Annotated in this window: 17 protein-coding genes; 3 read left to right on the forward strand and 14 right to left on the reverse strand. The window is 45.4% G+C overall.

The window, feature by feature from the left end; translation table 11 throughout:
- Window position 1: 1 nt before the first annotated feature.
- The 9 genes from BC643_RS03415 to BC643_RS03455 form a co-directional block, all read right to left on the reverse strand.
- Window positions 2–490 carry a DUF2764 family protein gene (locus tag BC643_RS03415; RefSeq protein ID WP_170154440.1) on the reverse strand — a complete coding sequence of 163 codons (489 nt, stop codon included), beginning with the start codon at window positions 488–490 and terminating at the stop codon, window positions 2–4.
- Window positions 491–502: 12 nt separating this feature from the next.
- Window positions 503–1,108 (reverse strand): hypothetical protein, encoded by a 606-nt coding sequence (locus tag BC643_RS03420; RefSeq protein ID WP_120271764.1) that lies wholly within the window; start codon window positions 1,106–1,108, stop codon window positions 503–505.
- Window positions 1,109–1,120: 12 nt separating this feature from the next.
- Window positions 1,121–2,434, reverse strand: coding sequence for a V-type ATP synthase subunit B (locus BC643_RS03425; RefSeq protein ID WP_120271765.1), 1,314 nt, complete (start codon window positions 2,432–2,434; stop codon window positions 1,121–1,123).
- On the reverse strand, window positions 2,431–4,206 hold the full coding sequence (locus BC643_RS03430) for a V-type ATP synthase subunit A (protein ID WP_120271766.1): 1,776 nt from the start codon (window positions 4,204–4,206) through the stop codon (window positions 2,431–2,433). The genes BC643_RS03425 and BC643_RS03430 overlap by 4 nt, the downstream gene beginning before the upstream one ends.
- A gap of 236 nt (window positions 4,207–4,442) precedes the next feature.
- Window positions 4,443–4,760 carry a hypothetical protein gene (locus BC643_RS03435; protein WP_120271767.1) on the reverse strand — a complete coding sequence of 106 codons (318 nt, stop codon included), beginning with the start codon at window positions 4,758–4,760 and terminating at the stop codon, window positions 4,443–4,445.
- 188 nt (window positions 4,761–4,948) lie between these two features.
- Window positions 4,949–6,298, reverse strand: coding sequence for a TolC family protein (locus BC643_RS03440; RefSeq protein ID WP_120271768.1), 1,350 nt, complete (start codon window positions 6,296–6,298; stop codon window positions 4,949–4,951).
- On the reverse strand, window positions 6,291–7,058 hold the full coding sequence (locus BC643_RS03445; protein ID WP_120271769.1) for a hypothetical protein: 768 nt from the start codon (window positions 7,056–7,058) through the stop codon (window positions 6,291–6,293). Before BC643_RS03445 ends, BC643_RS03440 begins: the two co-directional genes overlap by 8 nt.
- Before the next feature lie 10 nt (window positions 7,059–7,068).
- Window positions 7,069–10,125: an efflux RND transporter permease subunit gene (locus tag BC643_RS03450; protein WP_120271770.1), complete on the reverse strand. Its 3,057-nt coding sequence runs from the start codon at window positions 10,123–10,125 to the stop codon at window positions 7,069–7,071.
- Window position 10,126: 1 nt separating this feature from the next.
- Window positions 10,127–11,209, reverse strand: coding sequence for an efflux RND transporter periplasmic adaptor subunit (locus tag BC643_RS03455; protein WP_120271771.1), 1,083 nt, complete (start codon window positions 11,207–11,209; stop codon window positions 10,127–10,129).
- A 250-nt stretch (window positions 11,210–11,459) separates the two neighbouring features.
- Here BC643_RS03455 and BC643_RS03460 point away from each other — a divergent pair, with 250 nt between their 5' ends.
- Window positions 11,460–12,398, forward strand: coding sequence for an AraC family transcriptional regulator (locus BC643_RS03460; protein ID WP_120271772.1), 939 nt, complete (start codon window positions 11,460–11,462; stop codon window positions 12,396–12,398).
- Between the two features lie 230 nt (window positions 12,399–12,628).
- On the opposite strand, the gene BC643_RS03465 is transcribed toward BC643_RS03460, so the two are convergent.
- Complete coding sequence (locus tag BC643_RS03465) at window positions 12,629–13,627, reverse strand: metallophosphoesterase family protein (protein WP_120271773.1); 999 nt, start codon at window positions 13,625–13,627, stop codon at window positions 12,629–12,631.
- Window positions 13,628–13,700: 73 nt separating this feature from the next.
- On the reverse strand, window positions 13,701–14,915 hold the full coding sequence (locus BC643_RS03470; RefSeq protein ID WP_147377125.1) for a hypothetical protein: 1,215 nt from the start codon (window positions 14,913–14,915) through the stop codon (window positions 13,701–13,703).
- 477 nt (window positions 14,916–15,392) lie between these two features.
- On the opposite strand from BC643_RS03470, the gene BC643_RS03475 reads away from it, so the two are divergent.
- Window positions 15,393–16,661 (forward strand): sialidase family protein, encoded by a 1,269-nt coding sequence (locus BC643_RS03475; RefSeq protein WP_120271775.1) that lies wholly within the window; start codon window positions 15,393–15,395, stop codon window positions 16,659–16,661.
- An 8-nt stretch (window positions 16,662–16,669) separates the two neighbouring features.
- Window positions 16,670–17,524 carry a glycerophosphodiester phosphodiesterase family protein gene (locus BC643_RS03480; RefSeq protein WP_120271776.1) on the forward strand — a complete coding sequence of 285 codons (855 nt, stop codon included), beginning with the start codon at window positions 16,670–16,672 and terminating at the stop codon, window positions 17,522–17,524.
- A 304-nt stretch (window positions 17,525–17,828) separates the two neighbouring features.
- Here BC643_RS03480 and BC643_RS03485 read toward each other — a convergent pair whose 3' ends face one another.
- The 3 genes from BC643_RS03485 to BC643_RS03495 all read right to left on the reverse strand — a co-directional run bounded on the left by BC643_RS03485 (window position 17,829) and on the right by BC643_RS03495 (window position 23,785).
- Complete coding sequence (locus BC643_RS03485; protein ID WP_120271777.1) at window positions 17,829–19,616, reverse strand: purple acid phosphatase family protein; 1,788 nt, start codon at window positions 19,614–19,616, stop codon at window positions 17,829–17,831.
- 87 nt (window positions 19,617–19,703) lie between these two features.
- Window positions 19,704–21,926: a hypothetical protein gene (locus BC643_RS03490; protein WP_120271778.1), complete on the reverse strand. Its 2,223-nt coding sequence runs from the start codon at window positions 21,924–21,926 to the stop codon at window positions 19,704–19,706.
- A gap of 173 nt (window positions 21,927–22,099) precedes the next feature.
- Window positions 22,100–23,785 carry a SusD/RagB family nutrient-binding outer membrane lipoprotein gene (locus tag BC643_RS03495; protein WP_120271779.1) on the reverse strand — a complete coding sequence of 562 codons (1,686 nt, stop codon included), beginning with the start codon at window positions 23,783–23,785 and terminating at the stop codon, window positions 22,100–22,102.
- Between the last annotated feature and the right edge of the window lie 6 nt (window positions 23,786–23,791).

Raw genomic sequence — 23,791 nt, forward strand, 5'->3', positions numbered from 1 at the left:
TTTAACCTTTCCTTTTGGCATCGTTTATCACCGATTCAAAAACTTGTTTCCCGCTTTCCGCCTCCATCGACTGAAGGCGGTCCAGAATCTGCAGTTTCAGTTTGTAAACGAGTACATTCACCAGGGAAAAAGTTTTCCCGGCTTCCAGATCATCCAGTCTATCCCATTGCCAGCGCATAATTTGCTTTTCGCGTTCCAGCGGATTCCCGTCGGCCAGCGTTTTGGGCAAATGAGCCAGCCGCACCGGACGTTTCTCCGTTTTGGCCGTTCTCAGTTCCGTCATGTCGCCGAGCAAATCCTGGTAGAGCTGGGCAAAGTGTTTCAATTTACCGTGTTCATCGGAGTCCATTTTCCGGAGATCTACCGTTTCCAGCATGCCAAAATCTTTCTTCGACAGCTGTTTTTCTGAATCCTGGTAGAACTCGTCCAGCGAAATGGGTGGCACCTGTGCGAAATTCAATGATGGTAAACTGCAAAGTAGGTATACCATATTCGACATAGGCTAATTCTCCGTGGTTTGAGTAATTCGTTTTACAAGATCCTTGTTAACCAGCGAAAACAGGCCTTTCTCCACATCATCCGAGCTCAGTACAAACTGCAGCCCGTTGTTCCCGGTTGGCTCAATAATGATGGTGGGATGCGATCCTGCCAATGGTTTCAGCTCCACTTCCTTGTTCAGCGACTCGCTGATCAGGAATTCCTGCATATCCTTCATGATTGGCTCGGGCACGGTTACTTTTTTCTGACCGGAAATACTTTCCAAGGTCGTTTTCAGCAGCACCTCCATGTATTCTTTCTGTGTGAACAGGTTTTTACCTTGCTCGCCAAACACCGACTGCAGATGTTTGATAATCGCCACTTTTGTGGCTTCGGTGATATCGCGCGAAGCCTGTGCCAGAGCGGTTCGGGCGTTGTTTTCCAACTGCTCCGTTTTTGCTTTAGCCTCGTCAATAATTTCTTTCGCTTGTTTGCGGGCCTCTGCCAGAAGAACTTCAGCTTGCTTTTTAGCGTCTTCTATAATGCGTTGCTTTTCAGCTTCGCCGGCCTGAATACCGTCCTGCTTCAGCTTCGAAACAATATTCTCCAGGTTTTCTTTATGATTATTCATACCTCTTTGTTTTTAGTTTTGATTGTCCCAATACTCCTCGATCAACTTTTTACTCAACCCGGTTTCGGTTGGTTCGAAATGTCTTTTCAGAATTTCCCAACACCGGTCTAAAGCGGCGTCCAATTCGAGTGGGTCACCAAAGGGCTCTTCCATATTCGCAATAAAATCACTGCGGTAAGCGAGCAACTTTTGCGAGAAGGCATCGTTGGCGGCACCTACTTCGGCGGCTTCGTAGGCTTTCTCTGCATCGGCCAGCAAAGAGGCCATGGCGGTCATAATCGGACGGTGGTCACTACGGGTATTGCCATTCACCTGTTGCTTCAAGCGCGACAGCGAACGGGCCAGCTTCAGTTTTCCGTTTTCCAGGAAGAACTGTCCTTCGGTAATATAACCGGTGTTATCCGGCACAGGATCTTCCAGCGACTCCAGCGTGGTAGCCCCAATAATGGTGATGGAACCGGCGCCTTCAATATCGGCAGCCACCTCGTAGCGGCGGGCCAGCTCCGAGTACAGCGATCCCGGATAACCCTGCAGCGATGGAATCATATCCTGGTAGTTGGCCACATTCCGCAGAATGTTCGACCAGTTGGTCATGTCGGTCAGCAGCACCAGCGCATCTTTTCCCTGGTCGGCAAATTCGCGGGCCACACTCAGGGCCACATCCGGCAACATCAACCCTTTAATCTGCGACTCACCCGCCAGGTGAACAAACATGATGGTTTTATCGATGTTTCCCGATTGCGACAACTGATCTTTGAAGTAGTGATACTCATCAAACTTCAAACCGATTCCGGCAAAGATGATCACGTCGGCCTGTGCTCCCATCGCAATTTGCGATAACAAGCGGTTGTAAGGCTCAGTTGGCGAAGCGAAAATTGGAATCTTCTGCGATTTCACCAGCGTGTTAAACACGTCGATCATCGGAATCCCTGTCCAAAGCGGCTGCTTAGGCACCAAACGTACGGTTGGGTTCAGGGTATCCAAACTGGTTTCCAGTTGTTTTTCGAAAATCACTTCCGGACCATTGTCGGCTACCTGGCCAATACCGTCGAAGGTACGGCCCAGCATGTTGTATGAAAAACCAGCCGTGAGCGGCACTTCGTGCATGCGTAGCTTGGTTTTTGTTGAAAGGCCCCCGGTACCGTTAAATACCTGGAAGCGTGTTGAATTTTCGCTAATGTTAATGGCTTTCGCGAACGAAAGACTTTGGTTGGTATCAGCATCGAGCAACTCGACCACGTGGTTAAGCGCTACGCCGGGATTCCCTTCTACCGAGATCAATGCTTTCCCGACTTCGCTGATTCTGTTTATCTCTTTTTTAATCATAAAACAGGTTCTCCTTCAAATACAAATTGGTCAATATGGCTTGGTAGCGCAGCAATTTGCTCTTCGGTTTCGGCGCTCATGTTCCAGTCGCGCCACCACTGCCGAAGCTCATCGAATTTGGCACGAATCACTTCCTTCAGTTCTTCGTCATCCATACCCGAATCCGGAATAGCGACTTCACTATGGATTAGTTTTTGAACCGCTTCGTTAATCACGGCTAAACGTTCCGGACGCGTACAGGCATCCAGGTCGTGAAAAGCATTTTGCTGCAAGACACAGAAGTCGATGGTTTGTCCTTTTTGGAACAGGATGTATTTTTCTACCGGCACTTTTTTCAAACCGATTGTACTGATTGTTTGATCGATACCATTGGCTTCCTGCAGGGTTGAAAGAATTTGCTCCCGATCTTTCCACGGGATGAAGCTATCGTAAACTGAAGTCGTATACGCCAACGGATCAATTGCCGGGTATTTCTTTGCATCGGCACGATCCTGAGACAAGCCCCAGAAACCACCGGTTGCATCCATGGTTGCCTGTGTTACCGGTTCCTGGAAGTTACCACCTGCAGGGGATACCGTTCCGATAAAAGTGAGTGAACCACCCGAGCCTGTATCAGCACCGGCACGTTGGTACATCCCTTTAATTTGATCCGGAATATCCATTGGGAAGGCTTCCGGTCCGGGAATATCTCCCTGGCGTCCGCTACGTTCGCGGAGCGCTTGTGCCCATCTGGATGTCGAGTCGGCCAACAGAATTACATTGTAACCTTGATAGCGGTAGTACTCGCCAACAGTCAGCGCAATAAACACACTGGCCTCGCGCGCAGCTACCGGCATGGAACTGGTATTTCCGAAAATACACATCCGGTTCATCAAAGATTCTCCGGTTGAAGGATCTTCCAGCTCGGCAAAATCTTTAAAGACCTCAACCGCCTCACCGGCACGCTCGCCACAAGCTGCCATAATAATAACATCGGCAATGGCGTATTTACACAGCGTGTGTTGCATCACTGTTTTTCCGGCTCCGAACGGTCCCGGGTTCCCCACAGTACCACCGTAACTAACCGGAGCCAACAGGTCGATAACCCGAACACCTGTAGAAATCGTTTTTCGTGGGATAGATCGCTCCTTGAATGGAATTGGCTGCTTCACCGGATGGCGGAAAGCCAATTTCAATTCCTGTTTTTGATTATTCTCATCGGTCACAATCGCCACCACGTCAGTGATATTGACTGACTTTTTGCCGATTATTTCGTTGACTGTACATTTCTTAATTCCGAACGGAACCAATATTTTATGCTCGAAGTGTCCTTCTGGAACCGAGCCAATCGTGTCGCCACCTTTAAGCACATCGCCCACCAAAACGCTTGGCGTAAAATCCCACAATTTCTTTTCGTCCAGCGCCGGAGCATGCATACCCGGTCGCAGATACGGATCCTGTGCACTTAGTTCGTACAACGGATTTTGCAGTCCGTCCCAAATACTGGTTAGCAAACCCGGGCCAACCAATACCGACAAAGGTGTACCCTTAAATTCAACTAAATCGCCAATTCTCGCTCCGGTTAAATCTTCAAAAACCTGCATCTCGGCGATCCCGCAGCCCGGATTTTTAAAGTCGGGGCTAATCTGAAGGACTTCACCTTGCAGAAGTTTCCCTTCAACGGAAATCTCGGCGGTCTCTCCCATAATCACATCATCTTTAAAACGGACCTTCACCAATGAGTCCTGGATGCTTATGAGATTTCCTGACCTCTTTTTCGCATTATTCTTCATAAATAGTCATTTTTTTTAGTTTGTTTGGAAAATCTCCAAAGCCCAAAAGCTGTATAACGTTGGAGTTATCAACCGTTGAACAAGCAAATAAAAGGAAAGTGTCGGGCAACTGTAAAATGATCATGCTGTCGCATTTTCACATTACAATTAGCTCCGGTTTTGCTTCGCGTTATTCCAATCGTTCACTCGCAGTTGCCACGCCACGAATCAACTTGAAAGAGGAAGCAAAAACATTATTATTTAGAAGGAGGATCTTGTAGGCTTTTCTCTGCCGCCCGCAAAGCAGCAGTTTCATTCCGCTCGCTTTTCCCGACAATGCCGGACGTTTCAACGAAGCGAAAACAATTTAGGATCTGACGCTTGAATGTCTCGAGAGAACTTGTATTCCCACCATAGGCAGCGTCAACAATTTCTTTTGGGTAATCAACAGTAACATCTGACGAAACACGCCCTAAGTGTTTAGCAGTAAACTGATACGTGTCGGCGGCGAAAACAGCCCCCCTGCACGGCAGAATATCTGTCGTATTCATTAGTTTCTGTGTAATCTGAATCATTTGTTTGGCTTACTTTACTTTGTCAGTTTCGTTTTCGAGTGATCAAAAATAAAATCGACCATCAAAGATGGGCTATTAATTGCAAATATCTTTTTACATATGAGTAAAAACTTCTGTTAAAAATTCTAAATCCGACAATTTGAATGTTTTCAATCGACGGGTATTTCAGCTGACAAGCTGAATCCAAACTAGGGATTCAGCTCGCCAATTGCCTTTAAATACAGGGCTTCGCAAATTTTCACGTTTGCTTTTGCCGAAATGTAATCGGCCTGCGCCCGCTGCCATTGCATTTGGGCATTCAACAAATCAGTAGTCGTGGCAATTTCCTCTTTCAGCCGGTTGTTTTCCAAGGTCAGGTTCTCGTTGGCCTGCTCAAGGGCATCTTCCGTAAAATCCAGTTTCGTGATCGATTCCTTCACCCGGAAAATGGACTGATGCACTTCCAGCGTCAGCATCTCCCTGGTTTGATCCAAATTGTAGGCAGCGCTCTCAATTGCCATTTCAGATATGGTCTTCTTTTGCTTTCGCTCGCCCCAGTGAAAAACCGGAATCGTGACTGACACCCCTGCTGTCCAGCTAAATTCTCCCTCTTTTTGTGCCAGGTGATCCGGGTTTTGGTAGAAGTAATTGGCAAATGAGGCCACTTGCGGCAGATAGTCTGACTGAACAATTGTTTTTTCGGATTGGGCAATCGCCTGCTGGCGGCTTAAAATCGAAATCTCCTGCCGCTTTTCCAGCTGCCCTTCCTGAAAGTCGAAATAATCAAAGTCCCAAGCCACTTCAACGGTTGTATCTGCCGGATTCAACGGTTCATCAATCGGCGCTCCGATCGACTGGTTCATCGCCATTTTCGCCAGCTGAATGTTGTTCGTTATGGTGATTTCATTCAGCTTGGCATTGTTGAGTTCAACCTTGGCTTTCAACACTTCATTTTTAGTGACCACACCGGCCTCGAAGCGATTCTGCATGTCGGTAACCACATCGGCCAAAAACTGAATCGAACTTTGATTCACTTTCTCCGCTTCAATTAACGAAACGAGTGTCCAGTATTGCTGTTCTACATTCAGTAGAACGTCCGTCTGGCTCAACGCCAAATCCGACTGAGCAATGGCATTGGCATGCTCCGCAATTTTGCGCGTTTCGCTTAACTTTCCGCCCAGATAAAGAGGCAAGCTGAAACCTACATTAGCATTGTAGGTATTGTGATACTGCAGGTTCGTTGTGCTTTCCGGCGAATAAACACCGCTGGCTTCACCCGAGGTTGTTGGCAGTTCGAAACCCGGAATATGCATTTGCATCGGATCATTTTGATACAAATAAGTGGCGTCAAAATCAACGGTGGGCAACATGGCACTTTTAGTCAATTTTACTTCCGCTTCGCTCGAATTATAAGCGGCCCGCTTGGCTTTCACGGCCTGGTTATGTTCCAGCGCCTTCAGCTTACATTCCTTTATTGAAATGACATTTTGCGCTTTGGCGTTAGCTGCACCACCTAAAATAGCCACAGCTAACAAGCTTCCTGTTATCAATCTAATCATTGTTTTCGTCTTTCTGTTCCTGATTAATTTTAGTTCGGATACACGAAAGCAAAAACTCGTTTTCCTGCTGAAGCGCTTGCTCAAAGGTATCCATCTTCTTCTGCTCCAATATCTTCACCGCTTCAAACTCGATGTAGTCAAACTGCTGAAGCCTTTCGGCAATTGCCATCACTTCGTCCATCATCGGGCCGGTGCATACAATATCAACCAGCTGCCTGCGATACAATGCTCCGGAACTGATGCTATCGTACAAAAACAACAGCTTAATCGGGTTTCGGAAAGACAACTTCGATTCGTTGTAAATGGCTCCTCCTTTGGGAATATTGAGCATGAATTCATTGTCATTCGTCACATAAAATTGTTCGTGAACTACCCGTAAATCAGCCACCATGCTGAAATTTAAAATCATGACGTTTACCGTTTTCTTCAAAACAGAAACAACCGTTTTCTTCAGCGATTTTAATTTCAGGAAAAGCTCGTTATAGGTGCGAAACACACGCAGAATATTGCTTTCCCAATCGGTAGACTGGCTAAAATGGCCCCACTTTTCCTTAAAACGCTGCAGCGAGAAATCCGGATGATCGTTATTAATTATTAAAACCTTTACGGCTTTGTCTGCAGCAATTTCATCAATTAAACTGATCAGGTTCTCTTTGTGATCATAGGTCTCATTTTCCAGGAAAATCAAATAATTCAGATCCAGCAAGACCACAGAATCCAGAAACTGCACATTGAAATATCTATCTGTTATATTCGTCATTACTTATAAATTAGGCATTCAACTGTTTCGGTGTTTTTACATGAAAGAAGATGGCATAAAGAAGTGGCACACCAATTAGCGTCAGCAAAGTGGCAAAAAGCAACCCGAAAATGATGGTGATCGCCATTGATGAAAACATCGGGTCGGTCACCAGAGGCAACATTCCGAGCATGGTTGTAGCTGCCGCTAAAAACACCGGGCGCATCCGACTGATGGACGCATTAATAATGGCGTTGAACGGAATGACACCTTCTTTTTCCAAATTGATTTTAATCTGATCCATCAGTACAATGGCATTTTTCAGCACCATTCCCATCAGCCCCAAAAACCCGACAATCGCCATAAAACCAAAGACACTATTGGTAATGAACAGTCCAAATGCTACACCAATAAGCTGCAACGGAATGACTAGGATGACGATAATGCTCTGACGGATATTATTGAACAGCATAACAATGATCAAAACGATCAGCAACATGGCAAGCGGGAAGTAGGTTCCGGTTGCTTCGTTGGCTTCCTGCGAAGGTTTGTATTCGCCAGCCCACATCATTTTGTAGCCTGCCGGCAATTTAACTGCTTCAATGTCATTCTTCACATACGAAAGCAATGTTGCCCCCGACATGAACGGATCAACCGGGTTGCATTGCACCGTAATCGCCCGCTCCTGGTTATACTTTTGGATGACGCTGTTTTGCCAGGAAACATCGATTTTATCAACCACTTCTTTCAAAGGGACAGATGTGCGTCCGGCTCTGGACCAAACACCGGTATTACTGATGCTCTCCAAACTGTTTTGTGCCTGGTTGTCTACTTTGAGTACCAACGGAAGTTTGTCTTCGTTTTCGCGATACTCACCAATCACCAAGCCCGAGCTGGTTAACCGTTGAATGGCTGCACCCAAATCGCTACGCGTAATACCCACCCGGTTGGCTTTCAATTCCGAGAACTGCGGATCCCAGGTGAGCACCTGGTTACGCCAGTCATCCTTAATATCGCTGCACTCGGGATGTTCGTGCATGATTGCTTTGGCCTTTTCGGACAACTCCCGCAACACGTCCGGGTCGGGCCCGATGAAACGAGCTTCAACTTTGTATGGAATTGGTGGCCCGGCAATGTACCCCTTAATTTGTGCACTTGCGTCGGGGCAATGTTCCGACAAGTAGCTGCGCAAACGCGGCTTGATGGCCTCGGCCTCATCGGCATCGTGCGTTTCAATTAACAACTGCCCGAAGCTGCTGTGTGGTTTTACAACCTGAACCGGCAACATATAGCGCGGGGGCGTTTCACCCAAGCTGGTTGTGACATTGACAATCTCCGGAAACTCTTCTTTCAAATCCGCCACAACTTGTTCCAGGTCGCTGCCAACTTTATTAATCGTGGTTCCTTCCGGCAGCCAATAGTCGACCAGCGTGTATGATTTTTCCAGGGGAGCAAAGAAGGCTTTCTTCACACTACCAAACAAGACAACTCCGAAGAACAAAGCAGCCACCATCACACCCAACGAGATCCACTTGTACCGGATAACACTGGTCAAAAATCCCTGGAATAGCCTATAAAATTTATTGTCGTACGGATCTTTGATGGTCTTGGGTGTTTTCAGGAATTGCTCGTTGGTGATAGCTGTCTGAGTCATGGCAAAAACCCAACTCAAGCTCAACGAAATTGCCAACACCAGGAACAAGTCGTGGTTAATTTCACCGGCGGAATTCGGTGCCAAAAAGACCGGAAGAAAAGCAAGGATCGCGATCAGGGTTGCCCCCAAAAGCGGCATAGCTGTTAGTTTTGAAACACTGATAATGGCTTTTTTGCGATTCAGCCCGCGCTGAATATCCACCAGGGCACCATCGGTTACCACGATTGCATTGTCCACCAGCATCCCCATGGCAATAATGATTGCCGCAAGCGAGCTTCGGTGCATACTAATATGCATGCCGTTCATGATTATAATCGTTCCCAGTATCGAGAAAATAAGCCCGCTACCGATGAGTAAGCCGGAACGCAATCCCATAAACAGCAGCAGCACTACCACAACAATGACCACCGACTCGATGAGGTTTACAACAAACTGGTTGTTGGCATTGTCCACCTCTTTGGCTTCGCTGTAAATCGGTGTAATTTCAATACCAACAGGAAGATTGGGCATGAGCTCTTCCAACCGTTGTTTCAGGTTCTCCGACAAATCCAGCACATTCCCTCCTGTAGCAGTGGAAATTCCCAAACCAATCGCTTCATTATTATTGAATAACATGCGGTTTCGCTCCGGTTGCAGGTACGATTTTTTAATCTCGGCAATATCACTGAGGTAAATCTGCTCGTCTCCGATCTGAATCAGGGTTTTTCCGATTTCATCGATGTTTTGATAAGCTAAGTTTCCCGTTACACGAATGTTGTTTTCACCCAATTCCAGGTTTCCGGACGGTGCAATTCCTGCCTGGTTATTTAAGGCCTGGATAATCACGCCCGGATTGACACCCAGCTCCGATATTTTCGCATCGTTGATCACAATATCCACGCACTCGTTCTGACTGCCGAACAGAGTCACCTTGCCCACCAAACTCACAGTCTGCATGTTCCGCTTGATATACTCGGCATAATCATTCAACTCTTCATTGGTAAAACCGTCGCCGGTAATGGCATAGAACATGCCGTACACATCGCCAAAGTCGTCGATAACCTGCGGCGGGTAAGCTCCAGCAGGTAATTCGGAGTAAGCATCGTTTATTTTCTTGCGTAAAATATCCCAGGTTTGGGGCATCTCGTCCGAGCGCATACTCTCTTCCAGATTGATTTCCACGATGGACAAGCCGGCCCAGGAACTCGAAAACACTTCTTTTACATTGCTCATTTCCTGCACGGCGCGCTCGATCACTTCCGAAACTTCCTGCTCAACTTCGTGTGGTGTTGCCCCTGGGTAGGAAGTAACCACCAATGCTGTTTTAATGGTGAAAACGGCATCTTCAAGCTTGCCCATTTTAAAATAGGAGGAGATTCCTCCCAGCAGCACCAACAACAAAATAAAATAGACGACTACTTTATTTTTAAATGCGTATTCTGTTAATGACTTCATGCTACAACTTGTTTCCTACATTTGACTTTGAAAAAGCTTGTAGTTTTTTGACTTTTTGCCCCTCAAACAGATAGTTCGCTCCGGCTGTCACAATGCTCTCATTGCCCGCCAAGCCTTTTTTAATTTCGATAACTCCGTTGTCCTTCAACTCCCCGGTAGTTACTTCTTTGGACGAAACGGTGTTGCTCGCCTCATCATAAACCCAGACCCGAGTTTGATTATCTTTGGTGAAAACAGCCGACACCGACACGTATATATCATTGGCCGGTTCAGCGCTTCGGCTGCCAATTTCGAGGTAAGTCGCCATCCCCGCATGCAGGCCGATGTCTTTTTTTGCATTGATCACGACAGTGATTGGCAAGGCTTGTTTCGAAACACTGGTTTTGTTACCAATTTCCTTCAAACGTCCCGGGATTCGGTACTCTTTACCGCCTTTGGTGACCACACAATAAAATTCGGTTTCCGGGTTGATCAACGCTGCATCTTTCAACGAAATCCACGCATTTACTTCATACTTCGACATATCCAGCAAGGAGATAATCGGAGCTCCGGGAACAACTTCTTCGAAATTGTTGGCAAACACACCGTTGATGTAGCCCGAAAACGGCGCTTTCAATTCGGTATCTTCCAAAGCATTCTTTGCCGATTCGTAGTTATTCTTCGCCAGTTTATAGCTCGTCTCGGTCTGATCGAAAACACTTTTCGAAACACTTCCCTGTTCAGCCAGACTTTTGTAGCGTTCAAACTCAGCTTTCGCCAGCTTATAGCGTGACTCCGTCGCGTCAAAAGCAATTTTAAAGTCACGGGGATCGATTTGGGCAATCACCTCTCCCGCCTGCACATAGCTTCCGATGACATCGTTCAGTTTAATCAGAGGCCCTCCTACCCGAAACGATAGTTTCGTTTCCTGAAACTCGTTTACACTTGCGGGCAAAACCAGTTTTTCACCATCAACCGCCTTCGATTCAATCTTCTCTACTTTAACAGGTCTAACCGGAGCTACGCTCTTTTCTGTATTCTGACATGCCATTGTAATTACTACAAGCCCCGAATACAGAGCAAGCCTGAATGCAATTCGTTTCATTTGCTATCTATTATTTTTTACGATTAAAATTCAGCACATTGGAAAGCTAGAGCCAGTCTACTGATGGCACACAAACGGGTAATTCATCCGCGAATGACAGAGACGGAGCCAACTTTCGGATGCAAAATTAGCCTTCGACCACATAGTTTATGAGGAAAAATATTGGTAAAAAAGGTAACTATTTCGGTTTTTGCACCTCAATTAAGGCTACATTTGATGAAATGAATTTACGGTACGAGAGGATTTACACATGAAGATATTTGCCAACATCAGAGAATACTTTCAGAATATTGATGATAATGCTGACTCATTTTCGGAGTACTTTTACATCACGCGCTTTTCCGACTTCGTGAAAAACCGGGATAGCCGGGAGATTCAGCGGGAATTTTCGCAGCCACACAAACGAGGCTTTTTTGAAATTGCGTTGATTACGCAAAATTCGGATGTGATGAATATTGGCGAATATACCTTTGGCAATGTGAAATACAGCCTGTTCACGGTTTCTCCCTTCCAGGTGGTGTCTTTCAACAACAGCAATTCGTTGCCTGCCGGTGATCTCCCCAAGAAAGATATCGACGGAATTTTGATTCTGTTTAAACCCTCCTTTTTTACGACGATCAGGCAGGCTTATGAGATTCAGCAGGAGTTTCCCTTCTTCAAGATTCACACTTCACCCATGTACAACCTGTCTCAGGAAAATTTTGCAGATGTGATGCAGTTGGCCGACCAAATGTATGCGGAGGTTAAAAATCCGGCATTGAACAGCACCGAGGTGGTTCGTTCGTTTTTGCTGATTCTGTTGTATAAAATTAAACGCCTGTCGCGCGATAATACCATCGTGGCCACCTCGGATCGTTTTATGGCCATCACAGCAAAATTCGAGCACCTGATCTCTATTAACAATGGCGATTTTCTATCGGTGAAAGAATACGCCTCGCAAATGAATATTAGCCCGGTGTATTTGTCGGAATGCGTTAAAAAGGCTACAGGGAAAACAGCTCAAAGCATCATTATCGACCACCGGGTTTTGTTTGCCCAATCCCTCCTCCATCAAAGTGAAAAACCCATTTCGGAGATTGCCCTGGAAATGGGTTTTATTGATTTGTCGAATTTTACGAAGTTCTTCAAACGCAATACCGGACTTACGCCCAAGCAATTCAGGAGCGAAAAAACGGGAAAAACGACTTAAAAGGAAAGTTAAAAACCAGCATAGAGAAAATTTGGCTGCTAAGCAAAACGCGGGTGTTTAACATCGAAGCAATCGCAACTTTTCTCCAACGCTCTTTATGAGTTTTCGTTCATGTCCTATGATACCTGGATCCAAAGAATACAAAGAGCTATTTTAATGGGATTCTGTTCCTCTATTGGAAGGGAGTATCGTTCCCTAAAGCTAAATTATATTTCTAAAAGCTTCTATTTTTATTCCCGAACAGACACAAACGAAGCCGGATATTTGCACTCGTACACTTTCTTGCCGTTAACATCCCGAATCCAGGTGTCGAAGGCGCGCTGTCCTTCTTTCAAAACGATCATTCGCCCACCAGGGATAGGTTGTTTTCGTTTTTCACGGGGCTTTGTTACCCTACCGTATGCTAAAGCAATATTATACTGGACTCCAATGTAATCGTTATAATGATCGTGACCGACGAAAGTTCCCATCACATCGCCACTCTCAACCATAGCAGCAAACATACCGGTATTGATTTCCGGCCCGCACTCGGATTCAATACGCCTACCGACAGCCTTAGCATCTTTGTTTGTCCAGGCCGCATAATACTCGGGCAGCGGAATATGAAAAAAAGCCAACGCCGGAAAAGGTTTTCCATTGTTCTGTGCTGTAAATTGGGCACTTTGAGCCCGATACCATTCAACCTGGTTATGCGAAAACCAGCCCCAGCCGCCAACCAACGGCTCAAGCGTGCTGTAGGCTTGCGAATCCATGAAGTACAACAGGGCTTCTTTTTCGTTATCCGAGCTGTAAACGGGCAACACAAAGTTGCTTCCGCCATCTGTGTCGGCCCGATCTGCGTTTAAGCAGTTCTTCAGCCCCTGCACGTAAGTTGCTACTTGTTGCCGGTTCCAATCGGCCTGTGAATCGTGATTTCCCAAAACCAAAGCCCATGGAAGATTTTCCTCTTCAAACAGTTTTTCAAATGCATCGTATGTCCTTGCCGGATTGCCGTCGGTGGCAATATCGCCTGTTAACACAACCAGATCCGGCTTTTCTAACTCGACAATTTTCCGGATATACTCAAACACTTCCACCCGTTTATTTTTTTCAATGTTGGTGTGTGTATCCGTAAACTGAAGGATTTTCAACTCTCGGTTATTGTTAAACTTCAGTGTCTGTTTTTCCTGTCCGTTTACACTTACCACAATAAAAAATGCAAACAAAACTACCCCTACCAATCTCTTCATAGTCTAATCTTTTTTATTTGAATTTTAGATTTACAATATTTTTTGCGGCTAAAGCGTTAAGCCGCCCTAAAAATTATTCTTTCAGTTTCTCACCAAAATAACCTGCTAAATCAACCTCATAGATCCTACCGTCATTGTCAGAAGCCAGGACAATCCATGGAGCTCCTTTGGGCAATGCCCTTTTTGAGCCTGTTACATTATTAATTTGATTTTTACCCAGCCAATCGGTGGTGTCCGGTACCATTACTGGCGTTACCTGACTAATAATCTCGGTTTTTGTTGTGTCGACGATTCCGAAATCAATCACCCCAAGATAGCGGCTTTTCGAGTTATAAATCGTGTAGCCGTTTAAAATTAACGAAGGATTATCTTCGACGGTCAAAATAATTGGTCGACTGGGTTGCTCTACATTTCCCAGGTTACAATAGGGATAATTACTCCATTTCCCTTCGGGAGTACGAACTCGCAAAACAAATTGAGGTTTGCCAACCACATCAACGCTGTTTTTCGTTGTCATCCAAAGCGTGCCGTCAGCAGACAGTGCTGTATTCAGATGGTCGTCGGCTGTTTTATTGCCCTGCTCGATAATTGTTTCCTTCTCCCATTTATGTGCGGGCTCACCGGTTAAATGGCTTCGAAACTTCACAGCTTCCCGAAGCTGATCCGACCAAATTACAGCGACTCCTCCGGGTACCTCTGTAATGGTGCAGATATCATCTTTCCCAATCCCGCGAGCCAACACAAGTGGTTTACTCCACTTCCGGCCTCCATCCTCAGAATTCCAAACACAGACCTCACTCCCGGCAATTGCTGAAACCCACCATTTTCCTCTCAGATCTTTGACTATCGTCGCTGTTTCAATGGTGCTGCCTGCATCGCTGGGGAACAAGCTTGCTAATTTTTGCGCCTTCCACGTTTGCCCTTCCCGTTCCAACCGGAATATACCCAAGTAACTTGTGTCAACACCAACAGCGGTAACCTGGTTCCCGTCCAGATAAACATCAGCACGCCCCGGAACGCCTTCCAAGGTCTCATTTACATTCGTATTTTCAATCCAGCCACTGCTGGTGCGCTCCCACAATGAAGGGCCGTTTGATTTCGGAATAATTGCCCACCAGCATTGATCCAGATACCAGAGTTTCGACTGAGGTTTATCCGCAGTAGGATTGGCGTAATCGACCTGAAATACCGGATAACTTGTTTTATCCAAGTCCTTGATAACTGCTTCCTGACCAAACAACATCTGTCCAGCCAAAAGCAAGCCCACCATAACGCAAAATATTCTCATCTCGATTTTATTTTGAAACAGATGAAGTTGCCCAAAAACTGAGCAACTCCGTCATCACTATGTTACTGAAAAATAATTACCTGATTGTTTAATTATACTCCCTTCACTGGAGCTATTTAGACAGGATTAAATCACCTTGAACCTAAGATTCAGCTACAACAACTTGAGGTTTTCCACTCCTGTATTCTTTTCCTTGAGAACAGCAAGTATAGATTTAAACTCTTACGCCCGGATTACAAAACAGATAAATATGAATGACATTGAAAAAGTGGCATTCTGAAACCCATTTTTGCTCAATTGGCTATTAATTCAAAAGTGTGGGTATAAAAATCCCTTTGGAGAAATATAGTAGTCAATATTTAATGCAAAATGCACAAGATTCAGCAAGCATCATGACAGTCAGTACTTTTACTTTGTATCTATCATCAACTAAGCTCCCCCTGACAAATTATCCCGATCCGGTAAAAAGTAAACCATATGAATGTAAAAGAAATCTCTTTCATCCGACGGCAAAAAGCTTTTCAAACCAAGAACTCACTGTTTTCATTCGGTCAGTTCGGCCTTTTCATACTAATGCTTTTAAATGCTGTAAATGGGCTTTCGGCCTCGAAACCACAACAGAAAGACTCGATTCAGTCTGATTTTATTTTTCCGCTTCAGGGCAAACATGTTCACAGCAGTTGCCTGACCGAACTACCGAACGGCGACTTGCTGGCCTGCTGGTTCGAAGGATCCGGCGAGCGACATGCCAACGATGTCGTCATTAACGGCGCCCGGCTGAAAAAAGGAGAAACTGCCTGGAGCAAACCTTTCCTTTTGGCCGATACGCCGGGAAATCCGGATTGTAACCCAATTTTGTTTGTAGACCATCAAAATCGTCTGCACTTGATTTGGCTGGTAGTTGTCGCCAACAGATGGGAAACATCCATTTTGAAAACCAGAATCTCAACGGATTATTTGAAAGACGGAGCACCCAATTGGAGCTGGCAGGATATCATTCTTTTACAACCTGGAAATGAGTTTGCAACAACCGTCGAAGCCAAGTTCAAGGAACTGAAAAGCCCTGAACTGGCCTGGGCTGAATATGCGCCACAGTATGAAAAGATGATTGTCGAGGCAGCTCAAGATCCGATAAAACGCCAACTCGGATGGATGGGACGAATAAAACCGCTGTTGCTGGACAATGATCGAATATTGCTGCCACTGTATTCGGATGGTTTTAACCTTTCGCTGGTTGCCATTTCTGATGATAGCGGTGACAATTGGAAAGCCAGTTTACCGATTGTTGGTCGGGGCAACATTCAACCCACGCTCTTGCAAAAGCAAAATGGTGAAATCGTTGCGTACATGCGGGACAACGGCGATGCGCCGGGCCAAATTTTCACAGCTACCTCCAACGATAACGGAAACAGCTGGACAGCAGCTTCAAAAACCGATATCCCCAATCCCGGATCGAGCGTTGATGCATTGGCATTGACCGACGGCAGCTGGCTGATGATTTGCAATGATCTCGAACAAGGACGCAATCGGCTCAGTCTTTACCGATCGGCTAACGAGGGCGAAAATTGGACCAAGGTTTACACCCTGGAAAATCTGCAGGACAAAAAAGGGGGATTCTCCTACCCGTCCATCATTCAAACGAAAGACGGCTCAGTCCAAATCAGTTACTCCTACTCCGTCGAAGGTTCTAACACAATCAAACATGTTTGTATTCCTCCGAATTTGTTAACCAACAATAAAAAATAGATCATCGAATGAAAACTTCATTTTCTCTTCTCTCTCTTCTAATTCTCTTCGTTGCGGTTTCGTGCAAACCAGGCAATAAGGTCGACCAAATTGTAAAAGAAGTACGCGATGCCCATTCAAACACGGTGATTGTTGCAGCTCACCGTGCAGCACACAACGGCCACCCGGAGAATTCGCTATCGGCCGCGCAGCATGCAATCGATCTTGGTCTCGACATCATCGAAGTTGATTTAAAAGTGTCGAGCGACGGCGTACCTTTTTTGATGCACGACCGAACAATCGATCGAACCACAACAGGGACTGGCGATCCGGAAAGTTTTACCTGGGCCGAGTTGCAGCAATTTCATCTGAAGATGCGCGATGGAACGGTAACAGACGAAAAAATTCCTGCTTTTGAAGACATCCTGAACCTGGTTCACGGGAAAGTCATGGTTGACATTGACATTAAAACCAGCCGACTGAAACCAATTGCAGATGTGGTAGCCAAAACCGACTGTCAGAAGCAAGTCATTTATTTCGACGACGATTACGAATCACTGAAGCAAGTATTGAGTTACGATCCCAACGCCATGGTTATGCCACGAGCTTATTCTTACGAAATGGCCGATTCGGCACTCCAGATTTTTAAACCGGTGGCCATTCACATTGACAGCAAATTCTATTCGCCCGAACTCACAAAACTGATCCGCGATCACGACGCCCGAGTCTGGATCAACGCCCTGGGAGATGGCGATGCGCTGATTGTTGACGGCAAAACCGATGTAGCCATCAAAGAACTGACGAAATATCAAGCCAATATGATCCAAACAGACCAACCTAAAAAAGTGCTCGAATACCTTAAATCAAACGGACTACACCAGTAAATAAATCATAGAGTTCTGATAGTGTAAGTGCGCCTTTGAAAGGCGTTTTGTTAGTAATTTAACCACAAGCCGTTTAGCAATTTGCTGGACGGCTTTTTCATTTTGCCCAATCGTATTGCACTAAAAACGCGTTGTGTATTTCAGATGAAAACGCAACTGCATTGATGCGAAGAACAGATCATTCTTCCACTAAAAAACCCAGCCAGAGTATACATTCTTGATTCGAAGCAGGGTTACCAGGACGAAAAAAAAACCCAGCTAACAAGTAGCTGGGCTGTCTTCAAAAAATACCGCTGTTTAATCTCTATTTCCGAGATTTTGTTATTGAAAAAGAATCTATTGCTTTACCCTCTAGATTAACGGATTCGTAAGTCAGATTGTCTCCGTCTATTTTGATATATTGATATAGTCCATTCGTAAATTCACGTTTTTCAGCATAAGGCTCGACCGTAGCTTTTTCAGGATCAGTCTGTCCCATAATTGCCAGCGAAATGATATAAGCAGTCCCGTCATTGTACGACTTGACCACCTTACCGCCATTCATTGGTTTTGATCGCATGTAGTAGTGAATATGTCCACTAAAGACCATATCAACGTGATACTTATCAAACAATGGCACCCAGGCTTGTTGCATGTCCAGATAAGGTTCTTCCCAGTTGTAAGGAGGAAAATGGAACATCGCGAACTTCCATTTGGCATCGCTGTTCTTCAGCTGATCTTCGATCCATTTTGTATTCAGATCGGTGGAGTAAACACCGTCAATCATTAAAAACAGAGCATTGTTGTACGTGAAAGCGTAAGTTTGTTCGCTTGGCACGCTATCGGGGCCATTTTTCGGATAAGAAAACATATTCCGGTACATCTCAGCACCCAACCCATAACGTTCGTCGTGGTTTCCCGGAACCGACATGAGCGGAATGCGCTTGATTACATTTCCTGTAAATTGCCACAAATCATCCCACTGATTCCGGTCTGTTCCGTCGCTAACCAGGTCACCAGCAAACGAGATAAATTTGGCGTCCGGGTGTGCTTCAAAGGCTTTATTCGCAACTTCACCTGCTACAGGGGAATGATGCGTGTCGCCCGTCCAGATAAACGAAAGCTTTTCCGATTGATCTGCTGTTTCGAAGGTGTCAGCCTTGGCCCAATCCGTTTCCGGAGCAATCAAGTATTGGTATTTCTGACCAGGTGTTAGCGCTGTCAAGTGTGCTGTAAAACGATAGATAAAACGATCGTTTACCAGGTTGCGATCTTCCATTTCAAACTTCTCAGCACCAACTTCTTGTTCTTCTGTCGCTCCCAATTCACGATACTTCACTGAGCCATTTTCAACGGTTGTGTTTGTTCGCCATTGAATATCGATTGTTGTTGCAGGATCATCGCTCCAGGTCAGCATCAACTGATCCGGTTTGTTAGACGATGGGAAAGCTGTTTCGCGAAAAGCACCTACAATGTTCGACTCGGAACTCCGCCCCCTGATTGTCGTCAGCAAACCCGCGCCGAGCAGACTTTCGGGTACATTCTCTGTAACCAGCTCAGTCCAGTCGTTGTAAGTTGTTACACTGTCCTGCAATACCGTCACAGGCTGATCTGCCGGAACAACATGGCTAATTTGAAGATCATCTTCTTCATTTTGAGGTTTTACGGCAACAAAATAAGGCAGTCGAAAATTGTCGAACCCATTTATCCCAAGCTGCACCGTTCCTGCCTCAAAATTCTTCTGCCAGATTTCATAAGACGATATTTCATTATTCAGCGTGAGATCTGTCTTTTGAAAACCCGATGTTGACAACCAAAACGGAACGACCTCCTGCTTGGTACTTCGGATTACAGAAACCGTTACGGGCACATTGACATCAAAAATCCAGTAGCGTGATGCAAGCACATTCAGCTCTTCTTCAGAAAACAGGGCCATAGCATCGTCCTCTGTCAGGTTTTCGAGCTCCTTCGTCGACTTGGTTTCATAAAGTCTGGAAATTGCGTCATCAATCACCTGCTTAACCGTGTGCTCATTCGCCTGTTTTTGAGGGGCACATGCAGACAGAACCGCGACGCTGATACATATTTGTAAAACCGATTTAAATTTCAACATGATAAAAAGTTATTTTTAAAAGAAGGCTGCCACTAGGACTCCTGATAACGAGAAAAGGGCAGCCTGGTTAGACCCAAAAGTTCAGTTTTATTTTTTCGTAGTTGTTGTCTCCTTAATAATTCCAAGGTAGCGTCCCATCCAGTACGGCAGCAACCAAATATCTCCGGCGCTAAACTCAGCCCTTCCCCGACCGCCGTCGTCCAGCATAAACCGGTTTCGGTTATGGCGTCCAATCGGCAATTCATCCGGCGGCAAAACCGATTCAATTGTTTGTCCCCGGAAATTTTCCGGAATAAAATCAATGTCTTTGCGATCGCTGTTTTTTACACTCCAATCGATCAGATCCAAGGGGTATTTTTCAAGAAACCACAAGGCTTCCTCGTAATCGTAATCGGCTCCGCCGACCAAACCGGTCATCATATTCCACAACGCATCCTTCTCCGGACGTTCAGCTTCCCAATGATCAACAATTGCTTCTTTAAAGCTGGCTTTCAAGGTATCATTTAAGGCATAGCGATAAAGTCCCCAATAGCCACAGAAGTACATTTCATCATCGGAATGGTTCCATCCCTCCGATAACATTTTGGCCCAATCACTGGCATCTTCTGACGCATAACCGATTTCTTTCATCGGTCGCATCAGGTTTTCGTAATAACCATGGTTTTGCATCAGGTTGAATGCAGCCTCTTTATACTTTTCCTTCCTGGTGAAGTGATAAGCAGTTTGCAGCATCCCAATAATATTGGATGAGTTGATCTTGCGGTCGCCCACGTTGATCGGGAAATTATTGACATACTCCGGGTTCCAGCGTCCCCAGAGAGTTGGCTCCCCGTTCCAGTCAACCAAATAATAATCGTTTTTCAGCACGTGGCTCATTAACGTATCGATCAATGCAATGGCTTGATTTTTAACTTCAGGCACATCAACCAACTCCGCAATAACACCATAGACAAAAAAGTGCCCGATCGCTTCGTCGCTACTGGTTGTTGACTTCCAGTCCCACTCCGGATCGTCTGCGCGACGCCAAGGCTCGCTGTCGTATTTGTATCCCCGCCGTTCGAACGAACGCGAAGGAAATCCCGGTACCGGGTTAATCGTGAACAAGCGATCCATCGCATCCAGCGACTCCCGAACATTTTGCAAAGCATCATCCGAATGCGTGACGGAGTAGCGCAGCGCTTCCGCCGCCAGGTACATGGAAGTCCACAATCCGTCGTTATCCGAATCAACCAGGTTTCCGCTGGTCACATCACCGTCTGTCATCCGACCAAGTGTGGCATTGAATCCATTGCGAATATGGCGTTCACGCACCTGCTTTTCAAAAAAATCGGCTTTTTCGGCCAAAGTCATTTCTTCGCGACACAACTTTGTCAATCCCCCGGACGTCAGAATTAAGATCGAATTTTCAGGGCCTTTCGAAATCGATAAAACCTGATCGGATGGTAACCAACGCTTTGAGGCGTAATATTTGAATCCACAATCTTCTTCCAGGCGAAAAGCCCCGCCTGCAGCCCCGAACCAAATGGTCCCATCAATTTCTGCAATAGTGGTAATATGGGTCGAGGGCAGGTTTTGTTGAATTAGCCCTTCTTGTTTATTTGTCGCCGTATTTAATTTGAAATACCCATTTTGTGTTCCAACCAAAAGCATTGTTTCTACCGGAGCAATGCAGGTCATTTCGTCAGCTTTGAAAACCGGTTTAATTTTCGGACTGGTCACCGATAAGCTGAAGATTTGCTTGTCGCTCAGCAAATAGAATGTTTCGTTTGCTTCAGAAAAAACGATCTGCTTCACCGGCTCTTTCGAAGTTCCCGACCAGCTAATTTTACTATCAGCCAACAGACGAAGCTCCTTGCCGTCCGAAACAAGAAAGGTAAAATCCGAACCAGGGCAAAGTAATTTTGCCGTTGGAAGTTCGTGTTTGACAAACAATCTTCCGGCCCATGCATTACTGAACACCGCCTGATCATCCAGGTAAATCAATTGATTGTCGTAGGTTGAAAGCGCCGAAATCTTCTTATCCGATGTCGGTTTATAATGATTGTCCGGTACCAATGAGCCGGGAAACAACAACTGGCCAGCTTTGGGCATCATCAGTCCTTCTGAAGAAAATAATTGGATGTATCCATTCCGGTCGGCAACCGCATTTGTTAGAAGAATCGTTGAATCCTCCAGGTTATACTTAATGCTGTATTCCTGCGTGAAGGGAACATCATTAAAGCTCTGCTTAGCTCCGGCAAAAACTTTTAACCCCGTACACATCAATAAAACAAACAAACAGATTCTTCGGGCCATCAACATATATTTCATAGACTTATATACTTTAAGATTGTCAGTATTTCAATTATTTACATTCGTTCTTCCAGCCTTATCCAACACTATTCCGCCAACGGAAAAGCACATTTCGTTATATCAATTTTGTATAAGTAAAAGAGGACGAGACAAACGTTCGCTCGTCCTCTTTCTGTATCCAAATCAATATTTTACCAGGGTTCGTCAGTACCCTGCAGTAACCACATTTTAGACCAAGCACTATCGTTGTCGTCAGAAGAACTGTAACTTGTTGTTTCCAGATTTTCAATGGCAGCCAAATAATTTGTGGCATTGTTTTCCTTTTCGTCGCTTCCGTAGTAGAATCGAAGTGGAATAGCATCGCGCAATGGAGATGGCCCGGTCTGAAGATCCGGAAGGCCTGTTCTTCTCCAGTCGAACCAAGCTTCTGATGCATTCGTAAAGCTGGCAATCCACTTTTGTTCCATAATTTGATCGAGTGTACCGTCGAAAGCAACACCATCATTCGCGATGTAGCTTGAAAAATCATCGTCCACGCCCCATTCTTCCAACGAGGCTTCGACACCGGCATCGTAGCTGTCTTCTGCAACACCTCCCCAACCATAATAAGCTGCTTCGGCTTTCAGGAAACAAACTTCGGAATACGGGAAAATTCGAGCCAGCAAATATTCATTCTCTGCATCTTTAAACAGATCACTCAGGTAGGAAACGTGAACATTCCCCCCACCCTGCGTTGGATTCGGATTTAAGTTGTAATCGTATGGTTCATATGACGAAACGCTAGGTGGCAAACCAACATAAACGCTATTTGTATCCACAAGCGTATAACCGTCTTCAACCGCTTGTTTAAAAGTCGATTCGTCAAAAATCATCATGCTATTGGCGGCCAAATATTCCGGAGTAATGTACCGTACATCATCAACCACGGTATCCTCAGTAGGTGCATACAATGAAGATACTACAATCGGAATTTCCACCGGATTAAACCAAGTTCCCAAACGGGGGTCATTCAGTTCATTCAAACGATACAACAAAGTAGTACAAGGCTTGTAACGTTTGAAATTGCTGGATGAAGAATCATACTCTGTATTTGACGGCCAGGAATCATCGTCGCTCGAGCCGATGTAGCTCATCATACAACCTTCATCAACACTGCTGATCAAAGATTCGGCTAACATTTTTTTGACACCTGCTTCAGCATAGTCCGGTAATTTGGCGGACAATCGCATGTAGAAACGCAAAGCCAGAGAATTGGCAAGCTTCATCCATTTGGTTGCATCACCACCGTAAAAAACGTCCGCTTCGGCACTAACATTCGAGTATTCTGTAGATTCTTTCGACAACAAACTGGCGGCAGTGGCCAACTCATCGATAATACCTTTGTAGATGGTTTCCTGAGAATCAAATGGAGGCAATATATCATCGGTACCACCATCTTCTGCATTTAACGCATAAGTGTAAGGCGCGTCACCCCAGAAATCGGTAATTCGTCCAAAAATCATGGCGCGCATCACCAAACAAACTCCCTGGTGAAACTCCATACCTTCCTCAACGGCCCTTTCGTAAGCCAGCTTATTTGTTCGCAGCATCGAATAGTAGCCGCTCCATTCTTCTTCTTCCCAATCGTAGTTGTTAAATGCTGAAGACCAGGAATCTTTCTCCAGGTGCTGCATCACACCGGCCACATTCCCAAATCCATTGTCAACAACCGATTGACCATATTCCGTTAAAACGGTACTGATTAGCAGATTGGGATCAACTGTCGACGGCTCGACTCCATTCGGATTTTCGTTTAATTCTGTCAAATCCTGGCAAGACTGAAAAACCAGAACCGACATCACAAACATGAGATAATATGTTATTCTAATTAATTTCATAACTCA

The sequence above is a fragment of the Mangrovibacterium diazotrophicum genome, assembly GCF_003610535.1.
GTDB lineage: Bacteria > Bacteroidota > Bacteroidia > Bacteroidales > Prolixibacteraceae > Mangrovibacterium > Mangrovibacterium diazotrophicum.